This window comes from Pseudomonas agarici (assembly GCF_900109755.1).
GTDB lineage: Bacteria > Pseudomonadota > Gammaproteobacteria > Pseudomonadales > Pseudomonadaceae > Aquipseudomonas > Aquipseudomonas agarici.
This window is the reverse complement of the sequence record NZ_FOAR01000014.1, coordinates 88242-101816: the sequence shown is the minus strand read 5'-3', so window position 1 is coordinate 101816 and position 13575 is coordinate 88242. Positions and strand designations below refer to the sequence as shown.

The 13575-nt window shown below is 59.5% G+C and carries 12 protein-coding genes; 11 read left to right on the top strand and 1 reads right to left on the bottom strand.

Annotated features, from left to right (window positions below; translation table 11 throughout):
• Nucleotides 1–165: 165 nt before the first annotated feature.
• The 6 genes from murJ (at nt 166) to ispH (ending at nt 7604) form a co-directional block, all read left to right on the top strand.
• Complete coding sequence (gene murJ, locus BMX68_RS14570; RefSeq protein ID WP_017132826.1) at nt 166–1704, top strand: murein biosynthesis integral membrane protein MurJ; 1539 nt, start codon at nt 166–168, stop codon at nt 1702–1704.
• A 157-nt stretch (nt 1705–1861) separates the two neighbouring features.
• The gene (gene ribF, locus BMX68_RS14565) at nt 1862–2812 is read left to right on the top strand and encodes a bifunctional riboflavin kinase/FAD synthetase (RefSeq protein ID WP_017132827.1); all 951 of its coding nucleotides are present in this window, start codon (nt 1862–1864) and stop codon (nt 2810–2812) included.
• Nucleotides 2809–5640, top strand: coding sequence for an isoleucine--tRNA ligase (gene ileS / locus BMX68_RS14560; RefSeq protein ID WP_074862314.1), 2832 nt, complete (start codon nt 2809–2811; stop codon nt 5638–5640). Before ribF ends, ileS begins: the two co-directional genes overlap by 4 nt.
• Nucleotides 5633–6148 carry a signal peptidase II gene (gene lspA / locus BMX68_RS14555; RefSeq protein ID WP_017132828.1) on the top strand — a complete coding sequence of 172 codons (516 nt, stop codon included), beginning with the start codon at nt 5633–5635 and terminating at the stop codon, nt 6146–6148. The genes ileS and lspA overlap by 8 nt, the downstream gene beginning before the upstream one ends.
• A gap of 7 nt (nt 6149–6155) precedes the next feature.
• The gene (gene fkpB / locus BMX68_RS14550; RefSeq protein WP_176986833.1) at nt 6156–6593 is read left to right on the top strand and encodes an FKBP-type peptidyl-prolyl cis-trans isomerase; all 438 of its coding nucleotides are present in this window, start codon (nt 6156–6158) and stop codon (nt 6591–6593) included.
• Between the two features lie 63 nt (nt 6594–6656).
• Nucleotides 6657–7604 carry a 4-hydroxy-3-methylbut-2-enyl diphosphate reductase gene (gene ispH / locus BMX68_RS14545; RefSeq protein WP_017132830.1) on the top strand — a complete coding sequence of 316 codons (948 nt, stop codon included), beginning with the start codon at nt 6657–6659 and terminating at the stop codon, nt 7602–7604.
• On the opposite strand, the gene BMX68_RS14540 is transcribed toward ispH, so the two are convergent.
• Entirely contained in the window at nt 7581–8105 is a 525-nt protein-coding gene (locus tag BMX68_RS14540) for a GspH/FimT family pseudopilin (protein ID WP_244159593.1), read from the bottom strand. The two genes, ispH and BMX68_RS14540, sit on opposite strands and share 24 nt — an antisense overlap.
• Nucleotides 8106–8257: 152 nt before the next feature.
• On the opposite strand from BMX68_RS14540, the gene BMX68_RS14535 reads away from it, so the two are divergent.
• The 5 genes from BMX68_RS14535 to BMX68_RS14515 are packed head-to-tail and all read left to right on the top strand — an operon-like array spanning nt 8258 to nt 13569.
• On the top strand, nt 8258–8722 hold the full coding sequence (locus BMX68_RS14535; RefSeq protein ID WP_017132832.1) for a GspH/FimT family pseudopilin: 465 nt from the start codon (nt 8258–8260) through the stop codon (nt 8720–8722).
• Complete coding sequence (pilV, locus tag BMX68_RS14530) at nt 8719–9195, top strand: type IV pilus modification protein PilV (RefSeq protein ID WP_017132833.1); 477 nt, start codon at nt 8719–8721, stop codon at nt 9193–9195. Before BMX68_RS14535 ends, pilV begins: the two co-directional genes overlap by 4 nt.
• Complete coding sequence (locus BMX68_RS14525; protein WP_017132834.1) at nt 9192–9896, top strand: PilW family protein; 705 nt, start codon at nt 9192–9194, stop codon at nt 9894–9896. The genes pilV and BMX68_RS14525 overlap by 4 nt, the downstream gene beginning before the upstream one ends.
• 12 nt (nt 9897–9908) lie before the next feature.
• Nucleotides 9909–10427, top strand: coding sequence for a pilus assembly PilX family protein (locus tag BMX68_RS14520; RefSeq protein ID WP_017132835.1), 519 nt, complete (start codon nt 9909–9911; stop codon nt 10425–10427).
• The gene (locus BMX68_RS14515; RefSeq protein WP_039792702.1) at nt 10414–13569 is read left to right on the top strand and encodes a pilus assembly protein; all 3156 of its coding nucleotides are present in this window, start codon (nt 10414–10416) and stop codon (nt 13567–13569) included. The genes BMX68_RS14520 and BMX68_RS14515 overlap by 14 nt, the downstream gene beginning before the upstream one ends.
• Nucleotides 13570–13575 lie beyond the last annotated feature (6 nt).

Genomic DNA, 13575 nt, shown 5'->3' with positions numbered 1-13575 from the left:
TGCCTTCGCTCGCTACGTTTTCACAAGGGCTGGTGACGGGATATTTCTTTCCGGCGTATGACCTGTAAACTCGCGAGTTTTGGCTCTGTGCTGTTGCGGCGCGGAGTATCGCATAGCTGGGCGCTTTATTCGCCTGTTCTTTACCCAAAGGCACACAATCTCTCAATGAATTTGCTCAAGTCGTTGGCCGCCGTTAGCTCTATCACGATGATTTCCCGGGTTCTGGGGTTTGTTCGCGATACCATCATCGCGCGCGCCTTCGGTGCCGGCATGGCCACCGATGCCTTTTTTATTGCCTTTAAGTTGCCCAACCTGCTGCGGCGAATTTTTGCCGAGGGGGCTTTCTCCCAGGCATTCGTGCCGATCCTGGCGGAATACAAGAGCCAGCAGGGCGAAGAGGCGACACGCACCTTCATTGCCTATGTGAGCGGCATGCTGACTTTGGTCCTGGCTCTGGTGACGGTGCTCGGGATGGTTGCTGCGCCCTGGGTCATCTGGGCGACCGCGCCCGGCTTCACCGATACGCCCGAGAAGTTCAAGCTGACCGCGGATCTTCTGCGGGTGACCTTTCCCTATATATTGCTGATTTCGCTGTCGTCCCTGGCCGGTGCGATCCTCAATACCTGGAACCGCTTCTCGGTCCCGGCGTTCGTGCCGACCCTGCTGAATGTCAGCATGATCATCTTTGCGTTGTGCTTGACGCCGTATTTCGACCCGCCGGTGATGGCGCTGGGGTGGGCGGTTCTGGCGGGCGGCCTGGCGCAATTGCTCTACCAACTGCCGCACCTGAAGAAAATCGGCATGCTGGTACTGCCACGCCTGAGCTTGCGCGATACCGGGGTCTGGCGCGTTATGAAGCAGATGTTGCCGGCCATTCTCGGGGTATCGGTCAGTCAGATCTCGTTGATCATCAATACCATCTTCGCCTCGTTCCTGATGGCGGGTTCGGTGTCCTGGATGTATTATGCCGACCGCTTGATGGAGCTGCCGTCCGGCGTGCTGGGTGTGGCTCTGGGGACCATCCTGCTGCCGATCCTGTCCAAGACCTACGCCAGCCAGGATCGCCACGAGTACTCACGCATTCTCGATTGGGGGCTGCGACTGTGCTGTCTGCTGGTGCTACCGTGCTCCCTGGCATTGGCGGTGCTCTCCGAACCCCTGACCGTTTCACTGTTCCAGTACGGTCAGTTCAGTGCTTTCGACGCGTCCATGACCCAGCGGGCACTGATTGCTTATTCGATCGGCCTGCTCGGGATCATCATGATCAAGGTGCTGGCACCGGGTTTTTACGCGCAGCAGAACATTCGCACACCGGTAAAAATCGCGATTTTTACCCTGGTCGTCACGCAGTTGCTCAACCTGGTCTTTATCGGGCCACTGGCCCATGCCGGGCTGGCCTTGGCCATCAGTGGGGGTGCTTGCATCAATGCCGGTCTGCTGTTCTGGCAGTTGCGCAAGCAGAAGCTGTTCATGCCACAACCGGGTTGGGCGGCGTATCTGCTGAAGTTGCTGGTCGCTGTCGGCGTAATGTCGGTGGTATTACTGGGCTTGATGCACTGGATGCCGAGCTGGGATCAGGGGCATATGCTTGAACGCTTCCTGCGCCTGGGCGCATTGGTGGCGGCCGGGGTGATAGCCTACTTTGGCACGTTGCTGTTGTTGGGGTTGCGCCTGCGGCATTTCAATCGCCGGTCGTTGCTGTGATGGGCAAGCTTGTTCGCTGTAGAGTCAGGCTTGTTTCTGTCGGGGAGAGGCTGGGTGTGAGCGTTTTGTCTGTTCGATTGATTTGGATGCAGCTGTTGCCTGTCGTCCACCACCGGGTATGGGTATAATCGACCACTTTATGAGCAAGAAGCGCGTTATGCAGCTGGTTCGAGGTCTTCACAACTTACGTCCCCAGCATCGGGGCTGTGTCGCCACTATTGGCAACTTTGACGGTGTTCACCGGGGTCACCAGGCTATCCTGGCTCGACTGCGCGCGCGCGCGCTGGAGTTGGGCGTGCCTAGCTGCGTGGTGATCTTCGAGCCGCAGCCCCGTGAATTTTTCGCTCCAGAGACCGCACCGGCCCGCTTGGCTCGTTTACGCGACAAACTGCAACTGCTGGCTGCCGAAGGCGTGGATCGGGTGTTGTGCCTGGCGTTCAACCAGTGCTTGAGCAAACTCAGTGCCGCCGAGTTCGTCGATACCATCCTGGTGGACGGGCTGGGCGTGCAGCACCTGGAGGTCGGTGATGACTTCCGTTTCGGCTGCGACCGGGCGGGTGATTTCGAGTTTCTGCTGAAGGCCGGTAGTCGCCGTGGCTTTACCGTCGAAGCGGCGCAGACGGTTGAACTCGATGGTTTGCGGGTCAGCAGCACGCAGGTGCGTGATGCCCTGGCCGCAGCTGATTTTGCCTTGGCCGAGCAGTTGCTGGGCCGTCCGTTCTGGATTGGCGGGCGGGTATTACACGGACAGAAGCTGGCGCGCCAATTGGGCACGCCCACGGCCAACGTGCAGCTCAAGCGCCGTCGCGTGCCGCTGACGGGAGTCTACCTGGTCAGTGTCGAGATCGACGGCCAGCGGTGGCCGGGCGTCGCCAATATCGGCGTGCGACCCACGGTGTCGGGTGATGGCAGTGCTCACCTGGAAGTGCATCTGCTGGATTTTGCCGGTGATCTCTATGGCCGGCGTTTGACCGTGGTTTTCCACCACAAGCTGCGCGATGAGCAGCGATTCGCCTCCCTGGAGGCGCTCAAGACGGCGATCAATGCGGACGTCGCCGTCGCCCGTGCCCATTGGCAGGGTTCACCGCTTAAAAAGAGCCTGAAATGACCGACTACAAAGCCACGCTTAACCTTCCGGACACCGCCTTCCCAATGAAGGCCGGCCTGCCACAGCGCGAACCGCAGATCCTGCAGCGCTGGGACAGCATTGGCCTGTACCGGAAGTTGCGCGAGATTGGCAAGGATCGTCCGAAGTTCGTCCTTCACGACGGTCCTCCGTATGCCAACGGCACGATTCACATCGGTCATGCGCTGAACAAAATTCTCAAGGACATGATCATCCGCTCCAAGACCCTGGCCGGCTTCGATGCGCCGTATGTGCCGGGTTGGGACTGCCATGGCTTGCCGATCGAGCACAAAGTCGAAGTGACCCACGGCAAGAACCTGGGCGCGGACAAGACTCGCGAACTGTGCCGTGCCTACGCCACCGAGCAGATCGAAGGGCAAAAGGCCGAATTCATCCGCCTGGGTGTATTGGGCGATTGGGCCAACCCCTACAAGACCATGGATTTCAAGAACGAAGCCGGTGAAATCCGTGCCCTGGCCGAAATCGTCAAGGGCGGCTTCGTGTTCAAGGGCCTCAAACCGGTAAACTGGTGTTTCGATTGCGGTTCGGCCCTGGCTGAAGCCGAGGTCGAGTACCAGGACAAGAAGTCCTCGACCATCGACGTGGCATTCCCGATTGCCGATCCGGACAAGCTGGCCGCCGCGTTCGGCCTGTCATCGCTGGCCAAGCCGGCCTCGATCGTGATCTGGACCACCACCCCATGGACGATTCCGGCCAACCAGGCGCTGAACGTTCATCCCGAGTTCAGCTATGCCCTGGTCGATGTCGGCGACAAATGGCTGCTGCTGGCCGAAGAACTGGTGCAATCGTGCCTGTCGCGCTACGGCCTGGAAGGTTCGGTGGTGGCTACCGCCAAGGGTGAAGCCCTGGAGTTGATCAACTTCCGTCACCCGTTCCATGATCGCCTGTCGCCGGTCTATCTGGCCGACTACGTGGAACTGGGTGCTGGCACCGGCGTGGTTCACTCCGCTCCGGCCTACGGCGAGGACGACTTCAAGACCTGCAAGCACTACGGCATGGTCAACGACGACATCCTCGCGCCGGTACAGAGCAATGGCGTGTACGTCGATTCCCTGGAGTTTTTCGGTGGCCAGTTCATCTGGAAAGCCAACCCGAACATCATCGACAAGCTCAGTGAAGTCGGTGCTCTGCTGCACACCGAGACCATCAGCCACAGCTACATGCATTGCTGGCGCCACAAGACCCCGTTGATCTATCGTGCCACCGCGCAATGGTTCATCGGCATGGACAAGGCGCCAGTGGCCGGCGATACCCTGCGCGAGCGGGCCATCAAGGCCATCGAAGAGACCCAGTTCGTGCCGGCCTGGGGCCAGGCACGCCTGCATTCGATGATCGCCAACCGTCCGGACTGGTGCATCTCGCGCCAGCGTAATTGGGGCGTGCCGATTCCGTTCTTCCTCAACAAGCAAAGCGGCGAGCTGCATCCGCGCACCGTTGAACTGATGGAGCAGGTGGCCCAGCGTGTCGAGAAAGAGGGCATCGAGGCCTGGTTCAAGCTGGACGCCGCCGAGTTGCTGGGCGACGAAGCGCCGCTGTACGACAAGATCAGCGACACTCTCGACGTCTGGTTCGACTCCGGCACCACCCACTGGCACGTGCTGCGCGGTTCGCACCCGATGGGCCACGAGAGCGGCTCACGTGCCGACCTGTACCTGGAAGGTTCGGACCAGCATCGCGGCTGGTTCCACTCCTCGCTGCTGACCGGTTGCGCCATCGACAACCACGCGCCGTACCGCGAGCTGCTGACCCACGGTTTCACCGTCGACGAAGCGGGTCGCAAGATGTCCAAATCCCTGGGCAACGTGATCGCGCCACAGAAAGTCAACGACACTCTGGGCGCCGACATCATGCGTCTGTGGGTCGCCTCGACCGACTACTCGGGCGAAATGGCGGTCTCCGATCAGATCCTGCAACGCAGTGCCGACGCCTACCGGCGTATCCGCAACACCGCGCGTTTCCTGCTCTCCAACCTGAGCGGTTTCAACCCGGCCAGCGATCTCCTGCCGGCGGAAGAAATGCTTGCTCTGGATCGCTGGGCAGTGGATCGTACCCTGTTGCTGCAACGCGAGCTGGAGCTGCACTACGGTGAGTACCGTTTCTGGAACGTCTACTCCAAGGTGCATAACTTCTGCGTGCAGGAGTTGGGCGGTTTCTACCTGGACATCATTAAGGATCGCCAGTACACCACCGGCGCCAACAGCAAGGCCCGGCGTTCCTGCCAAACGGCGCTGTTCCATATCTCTGAGGCGCTGGTGCGTTGGATCGCACCGATCCTGGCCTTTACCGCCGACGAACTGTGGCAGTACCTGCCGGGCGAGCGCAACGAATCGGTGATGCTCAACACCTGGTATGACGGTCTCAGCGAGCTGCCGGAAGGCTTCGAGCTGGATCGCGCCTACTGGGAGCGGATCATGGCGGTCAAGGCCGCGGTCAACAAGGAAATGGAGAATCTGCGCGCCGCCAAGGCCATCGGCGGCAACCTGCAGGCGCAAGTTACCCTGTTCGCCGAAGAAGCACTGGTCGGCGACCTGAACAAGCTCGGCAACGAACTGCGCTTCGTGCTGATCACCTCCACCGCCACCGTGGCGCCATTGGCGCTGGCGCCGACGGATGCGGTGGTCACCGAAGTGCCGGGCCTGAAGCTCAAGGTGGTCAAGTCCGCTCACGCCAAGTGTGCCCGTTGCTGGCATTGCCGCGAGGATGTCGGGGTGAGTCCGGAGCATCCAGAGCTCTGCGGTCGTTGCATCGACAACATCAGCGGCGAAGGCGAGGTGCGTCACTATGCCTAATGCCGGTGTCGGCCGTTTCGGCCGCCTGGGCTGGTTGTGGTTGACCTTGGTGGTTCTGGTCATCGATCAGGTCAGTAAGTTCCACTTCGAAAGCTCGCTGACCCTGTACCAGCAGATTGTGATCATTCCCGACTACTTTAGCTGGACCCTGGCCTACAACACCGGTGCCGCCTTCAGCTTATTGGCCGACAGCGCTGGCTGGCAGCGTTGGCTGTTCGCCTTGATCGCGGTGGTGGTCAGTGCGGTATTGGTGGTCTGGCTCAAGCGCCTGGGGCGCGACGAAACCTGGTTGGCCATCGCTCTGGCGTTGGTGCTGGGCGGAGCGTTGGGCAATTTGTACGACCGTATTGCCCTGGGGCATGTGATCGACTTTATCCTAGTGCACTGGCAGAACCGCTGGTACTTCCCGGCATTCAACGTTGCCGACAGCGCCATTAGCGTGGGCGCGGTGATGCTGGCGCTGGACATGTTCAAAAGCAAAAAGTCCGGAGAAACCGTTCATGACTGAACACGCAGTGGCTGAACAACGGATCGGTCAGAACACCCAGGTGACTTTGCACTTCGCTTTGCGCCTGGAAAACGGCGACACGGTCGACAGTACTTTCGACAAGGCCCCGGCGACTTTCAAGGTCGGCGACGGCAGCCTGCTACCCGGTTTCGAAGCTGCCTTGTTCGGCTTCAAGGCCGGCGACAAGCGTAGCCTGAGCATTGCGGCGGAAAATGCCTTTGGCCAGCCCAACCCGCAGAACGTACAGATCATCCCGCGTTCGCAGTTCCAGGACATGGAACTGTCGGAAGGCTTGCTGGTGATCTTCAACGACGCGGCCAATACCGAGCTGCCCGGTGTGGTCAAGGCTTTCGATGACGTCGAAGTGACCGTCGACTTCAATCACCCGTTGGCCGGCAAGACCCTGACCTTCGATGTGGAAATATTCGAGGTCAAGGCGCTTTAAGAGCATCGGGCCGTTACGGCGACCCAATGATTGACCCCTTGCGCGCAAGACACGAGGCATAGCATGCAAATCAAACTCGCCAACCCCCGTGGCTTCTGCGCCGGTGTGGACCGGGCGATTGAAATCGTCAACCGGGCTCTGGAGGTCTTCGGACCGCCGATCTACGTGCGCCACGAAGTGGTGCACAACAAATTTGTCGTCGAAGACCTGCGCGCCCGTGGTGCCATCTTCGTCGAAGAATTGGACCAGGTGCCGGATGACGTCATCGTCATTTTTAGTGCCCACGGCGTTTCCCAGGCCGTGCGCAGCGAGGCGGCCGGTCGTGGCTTGAAGGTGTTCGATGCCACCTGCCCGCTGGTGACCAAGGTGCATATCGAAGTTGCGCGCTACAGTCGCGAGGGTCGTGAATGCATCCTGATCGGTCACGCGGGGCATCCGGAAGTGGAAGGCACCATGGGGCAGTACGACGCCAGCAACGGCGGTGCCATCTACTTGGTAGAGGACGAGAAAGACGTCGCCGCCTTGCAGGTACGCAACCCCGACCAGTTGGCCTTCGTGACCCAGACCACTTTGTCGATGGACGACACCAGCCGGGTCATCGATGCTCTTCGGGCACGTTTTCCGGCCATTGGCGGGCCGCGCAAAGACGACATCTGCTACGCCACGCAAAATCGCCAGGACGCGGTCAAGCAACTGGCAAACGAATGCGATGTGGTGCTCGTGGTTGGCAGCCCGAACAGCTCCAACTCCAATCGCTTGCGTGAACTGGCCGAGCGCATGGCGACCCCAGCCTACCTGATCGACGGCGCGCAGGACATGCAGCGTAGCTGGTTCGATGGCGTCGAGCGTATCGGCATCACCGCTGGCGCCTCGGCCCCGGAAGTGCTGGTGCGTGGCGTGATCCAGCAGCTCCAGGCCTGGGGCGCCTGCGCTGCCGAGGAACTGGCCGGTCGCGAGGAAAATATCACCTTCTCCGTGCCCAAGGAGCTACGCGTTCGTTCGTTGCTCTGAGCCCTCCGTTTGACAGAGCGCCTCGGGGCGCTCTTGTGCAGTGATTCTCACCCTGCCGGTGGCGGCCAGTACCACCTGCCGGTGGCTGATGGCCTGCTCCCTGGCACAGATATGCAGCGTGCCGCCCCGCGACGAGCCGTTCTCGTAGCGCAGTTCGCCCAGGCTGGTGAACCGGATAAAACTTCTGGTGGTGGTATTGCCCCTGACGGGCGTTCGCCCATCACCGCGCCGTTCACTCAGGATCGGGTTGTCCGGGTCTTCATGGCCATTTCCGTTCTGGTCGATCACGATCCTCCAGCCCTGGCTCCAGTCACCGTCCAACGGGTGAATGATCACGCTCCTCTGGCGCAAGATCGCTTCGGTGCGGGCCGTGCGCAAGCCGGTGGCGAGCTCGTCGGCGGAAATTCTGCGATGCTGCGAGTCCATGAGGTTCTCGAACGATGCGGAGGCCAGATGCGCCAAAATGGCGATCAGGCTCAGCCCGAGCAGCAGTTCGCTCAATGTGAAACCTCGTTGTGGCATATCGACCAACTCCCTGTTGATTTTTACCCTGATGCTTGCTGGTCCATCCAAAACAACCGTATATCCTGTTGTCGATTGTTTGCGCGACAGGGCTAGTTATAGTTCCGTGCAGGCGGGGTGGGAGTACGCATATGTTTCAACGTGCCAAAGGTTTCACGCTGGTCGAGCTGATGGTCACGGTGGCGGTGCTGGCAATTGTGTTGACCCTCGCGGTGCCTTCATTCACATCGAGCATCCAGCGATCCAAGGCCGAGACCGAGGCAAACGATCTGATGCGCGCGCTCAATTACACCCGCCTGGAGGCAATCAATCGAGGCGTGAATGTGCGCATTGCCCCCTCGACTGCCGGCGCCGCCTGGACCACGGCGCTGACCACCACCCTGAGTTCCAACTCGACGATTTTGCGTAGCACGCCGGCAATGTCGAGTTCCGCGACGGTGGCGAGCAATAACGTGGCGTTCATTGAGTTCAACAACCTGGGCGGGCTTGCCGATCCCGCCGCGAATACCCCCTTGACCTTTGTCGAGGGGGCTTACACCAATACGGTTACCGTATGCCTGACAGGCCGGATCGTGCTCAATGGAGTTTGTCAATGACGGCTAATCATCAGTCCGGGGTCACGTTGGTGGAGGTGCTGGTGGCCATGCTGGTCATGGCGATCGGCCTGCTCGGCGCGGCGGCGTTACAGCTCAATGCCCTGAAGAACACCGACAGCTCGACGATAGGGACCCAGATCAGTTTTATCACCTACGACATACTGGACCGTATTCGCGCCAACCCCTGTTCAAATGCCACGCGCAATCCTTGCCTCAATCCAGGGGCTGACTATCAGTTGGGGAGTCTCGTGGCGCCAAGCGCGACCTCGACGATCCGCGATCAGGATTTGTCCGATTTCGTTACCAGCCTGAACAATATCCCCGGCGCGGGGATCGTCTCGGGGTCGATTGCGGTAGCGGCCGGTGTCGTCACTATCACCGTCGTCTGGACCGACACACGGGCGGCGAACGCGAACGTCACTTCAACGGTCTCCCTGGTCAGCCGGGTTGCCACTGTGTGGAACGGCCTATGAAAAAGTTTTGCGCAGGTGTTGGCCTGATCGAAATGATGGTGGCCCTGATGCTGGGGCTGATTGTGGTCGCGGGTATCACCCAGATATTCATGGCGGCGAAGAATACCTACGCCAGCCAGGCTGGCGCGGCCGGCATGCAGGAGGATGCGCGGTTCGTCCTCAGCAAGATGCTCCAGGAAATTCGTATGACCGGGATGTTCGGCTGTGTCGCGACGGTGGACGACTCGAGCCTCAATAACACCTTCATGGCGGCATTCAACACGCCGATCAGTTGGGATGCCGCCAATCAGGCCCTGACGCTGATCACCGCCGATGTCGGTAACCACGGCGCGGCTCCGACCTGGACAATTGTTTCCGATTGCCTGGTGCAATCCACGGCTTACAGCGGAGCCAGGGCACCTGGCGTCGGGCAAATTGCCCTATCGGTGAGGCAATCGATCTATTCCTTCGCCAACAATCAGATCTATATCGGCCCGCTCAATGCCCGTCAGCCCTTGATCAGCAATGTGCAGGCCTTTGCCGTATCGTTCGGAATGGCCAGGACCCTGCTCGACAGCACGGCATTCAGTTATTCCGCAACCCCGAGCAATCCCAGGTTGATTCGCAGTGTCAGGCTGACGCTGACCTTGAGGGATCCCGCCGGCAGGGTCAGCGATCGTACATTCAACGTTGTGGCAGCCGTGCGCAACTGGCTCAGATAAGGAGGGCATGCCTTGAATACCTTTGCCCATAGGGCCATTCCACTTAAGCGGCAATCCCAGCGCGGCATGGCATTGCTGGTCAGTCTGGTGTTTTTGCTGTTGCTGACCCTGATCGGTATCTCGTCGATGCAAAATGCCAACCTGCAGGAAAAAATGTTCGGTAGCGTCAAGGTGCGCAACGAGTCATTCCAGTTCGCGGAAAGTGCGTTGCGGGTAGGGGAAACTGTCGTCCAGGCGTCGAACTACAATCCGCCGGTTTGCTCCAGCACCGTGCGCTGCGCGCCACCTGCCGAAGCGCTTAACAATGCCCAACCGCTGAGCGCCGGTACGAATGCCACCTCTGGAGTGACCTGGGTGGCCGTGACCAGCGGTTTCTACGGTATACAGAAGCTGGGCACCACCAAGGATCCGGTCAATGTCGATGCCGCGGGCATGGAGGATGGCCTTTCCTGGACCACCTACAGGATTACCGGCGTGGGCAATCAGGGCACGTCGCGCACCGTGCTGGAGAGTATCTATGTCAAGAAATAAGGGCGCAGGCAGCGTGTATTCACGGCTCGTCAAACTGATAGCCGGCGCCTTTTTCGGACTGTACCTCAGCGCTCCGGTTTATGCCTTCACACCTTCTGACTCGCCGCTGTTGAGCGCCGGCTCGGTCACGCCGAACGTGATGCTGTTGGTGGATAATTCCGGGAGCATGAACAACCTGATTCGCGCGACGGACTTCCATCAGTCGACGACCACTCCCCAGGTGTACAACTGCGCCTCGACGTTCAGTTGCAGCACTAGCGTCAACGGCCTGATCGCGCTCGATATGATGAATGAAAACCAGTTCATCAACGATTTCTACCAAGGCGGTTGCGACACGAACTACGACGGTTTCAGAATGGGTGTAGGTGCCAGCAACACGCCGAGTAGCACAGTTTACTGCATCAAGTTTCCGGACCCGGTCGGTGGTGGCAATACGCGGATTTCCAACCGGTATGTGGCTTATCTCATCGCCAGGATGATCTCGGCGGGGCTGACAAAAAAGGATTACGCCACCGACAGCAGCATCCCCAATGATTATCGGATCAACGTTGCCCGCAACGTGTCATCGGCGCTGGTTACCAGCAACCGCAACCTGCGCATTGGCTTGGCAACGTTCAACGCCCCGACCAGTAGTGATAATGGTCGGGGCGGCAATATCGCCCGAATAATCAGTGATTTGTCTCCGGTGACCGGTTCGACCACCCAGGCCCAGGCAGACACCAACTACAGTGCGTTGATCTCCTCGATCAACGGTTTGTCCGCAATCGCCAATACGCCGCTGGCTGAAACCTATTACGAGATCACGCGTTACTTGCGGGGGATGACGCCCTACTACAACTCGACACCAACTACCTACACCAGCCCGGTCCAGTATCGCTGCCAGAAGAACTACGGCGTGGTCATCACCGACGGCTTGCCGACCTACGACCGTAGCTTTGCGAGCAGCGATCCGTTGGGTGGCGGCAATCTGCCGAACTGGGACAGGATCGATAACGACGGCAACAATCTCAGTGGCGATGCCGAGGGCAACACGCTTTATCTGGACGATATCGCCAAGTTCGCCTATGACATCGACGTGCGCTCCTCGGGCAACGATGCCGCAGGCAAGAGTTGGGACGCCGCAGACTTCCCGAAACAAAATATGTTTACCTACTCCGTGGGGTTTACCGCCGACAATCAGATGCTGGCCGATAGCGCACGGTACGGGCATGGCAACTACTATCAGGCGACCGACAGTGCGGGGTTGAACGCGGCATTGTCGGCGGCGCTGAATGACATCACCTCCAAGGCCGGGTCTGGCGGTGGTGGCGCATCGAGCTCCTCGAGCCTGAGCACCAATACCTTGTTCTATACCTCGCAGTATGACCCTGCCGATTGGCGCGGTACCATCCGGGCTTTCGCGTTCAATGCCGATGGATCACTCAGCTCCACGACCAACTGGAGCACCGATACGACCCTCTCGCCCACGGGGGCTGCGACTCCGAGTTTTCAGTCGTGGAATACGCTGACCAGTTCGCCTATTACCCTGACTTATGGCAACTTCGCGCCGCTTCAGCAGACGGCCCTGGGATTGAGCCTGCCGTTGGGCATTACCGGCAACGATCTGGTGGAGTGGAGCAAGGGTACCAACAAGGCCGGTTTGAAGGTCCGGACCGTCTATCTGGGGGATGTCGTCAACTCACGCCTGGTTTATGCCTCGCCAACCGACCGCACGGCATCGGACACCGTTGGCGACACCAGTTACACCGCTTACCTGGATGCCAAGGCTGGCGGTACGGGGATGGCCGCACGCCTGGTGGTCAATGCCAACGACGGTTTTTTCAACGTCATCGATCCGCTGACGGGCCAGCGCCTTTATGCGTATATGCCGTCGAGTGTGATCAACAACCTGCACTATGTCGCCGATCCGGCTTATATCAATGGCAGCAGCCACAAATTCCTCAACGATGGTCAGATCACCGTGGCCGATGCCAAGCTCAATAGCACCTGGAATACCGTTGCGGTAGGCGGTGTTGGCGCAGGTGGCAAGGCATTCTTCGCGATCCGCCTGTACGGTGCCTCGACCGCCAACACCATCGGCGCCCTGTGGGAAATCAAGGCCCCGGATGTCGCCAATCCGCTGAACGTTTTCAATGACCTGGGTTATGCCTATGCCAAGCCGGAAGTGGCTCGCTTGGCCGATGGTCGCTGGGCGGCATTCATCGGCAACGGCTATGGCAGTGCCGCCGGTGTGGCGGCGTTGTATGTGGTGGATATGCGCGACGGCTCGTTGATCACGAAAATTACCTCCGACAGTACTGGGAACAATGGCCTCAGCTCGGTAAAGCTGCGGGTCAATGCTCAAAGTGTCGTGCAATATGCATACGCTGGCGATTTGAAAGGACAGATGTGGAAGTTCAAACTGACTGATCCCGCTCCTGCCAATTGGGCCGTGGCATTTGGCGGGGCGCCGCTGTTCACAGCCTTGAACACCACGGCCCAACCGATTACCGCACAACCGGTCATTGGCAATCTGCCAGGACAAGGCAAGCTGGTCTATTTCGGTACCGGTAAACTCAGTGAAACAGCGGACAAGACCACCACGGCGCGCCAGGCGTTCTACGCGGTGTTGGATAATGACGGCAGCAGCGCCAGTTATACCGAGAGCAACCTGGTTGCCCAGACGATCAATGCTCCCGCGACAGGCACTTCGTTTTTCACCTCCAGCCAGAACCCGGTCGATTACACGACCAAGAAAGGGTTTTACTTTTCCTTGGTTCCCAACAACACACCGACTGGGGAGCGGGTTATTTACCCGGCGCTCCTGACCTTTGGACGATTGATCTTCACCACGGCACAGGTTGACACCAGCGACCCTTGTTCCAGTGCCGGGTCGGGACGTTTGCTGGATGTCGATGCGGTGAGCGGGGCCATGTTGACCTATCCGATTCTAGACACCAACGGCGATGGGACAATCAACGCCAGCGATCTGGCATTTAGCGGTATCACTTACAGTGGTAGTGTACCGAACATCGGTGGGCTTATCAGGCAGCTCGATGGGCTCCAGATCATTGCCGGGCCGCAGGAGTCAGGGACATCTGCTCCGTTGCTAGAACTGGGCGGTGTGAACAACCGGCGCATCATGTGGCGACAATTACAGTAGGTGGGA

What these genes read in the sequence shown, in the direction of transcription:
- BMX68_RS14515 (WP_039792702.1), top strand. Translation starts at nt 10,414, where the DNA reads ATGTCAAGAAATAAGGGCGCAGGCAGCGTGTATTCACGGCTCGTCAAA.
- BMX68_RS14525 (WP_017132834.1), top strand. Translation starts at nt 9,192, where the DNA reads ATGAAAAAGTTTTGCGCAGGTGTTGGCCTGATCGAAATGATGGTGGCC.
- BMX68_RS14535 (WP_017132832.1), top strand. Translation starts at nt 8,258, where the DNA reads ATGTTTCAACGTGCCAAAGGTTTCACGCTGGTCGAGCTGATGGTCACG.
- murJ (WP_017132826.1), top strand. Translation starts at nt 166, where the DNA reads ATGAATTTGCTCAAGTCGTTGGCCGCCGTTAGCTCTATCACGATGATT.
- lspA (WP_017132828.1), top strand. Translation starts at nt 5,633, where the DNA reads ATGCCTAATGCCGGTGTCGGCCGTTTCGGCCGCCTGGGCTGGTTGTGG.
- ribF (WP_017132827.1), top strand. Translation starts at nt 1,862, where the DNA reads ATGCAGCTGGTTCGAGGTCTTCACAACTTACGTCCCCAGCATCGGGGC.
- ileS (WP_074862314.1), top strand. Translation starts at nt 2,809, where the DNA reads ATGACCGACTACAAAGCCACGCTTAACCTTCCGGACACCGCCTTCCCA.
- ispH (WP_017132830.1), top strand. Translation starts at nt 6,657, where the DNA reads ATGCAAATCAAACTCGCCAACCCCCGTGGCTTCTGCGCCGGTGTGGAC.
- pilV (WP_017132833.1), top strand. Translation starts at nt 8,719, where the DNA reads ATGACGGCTAATCATCAGTCCGGGGTCACGTTGGTGGAGGTGCTGGTG.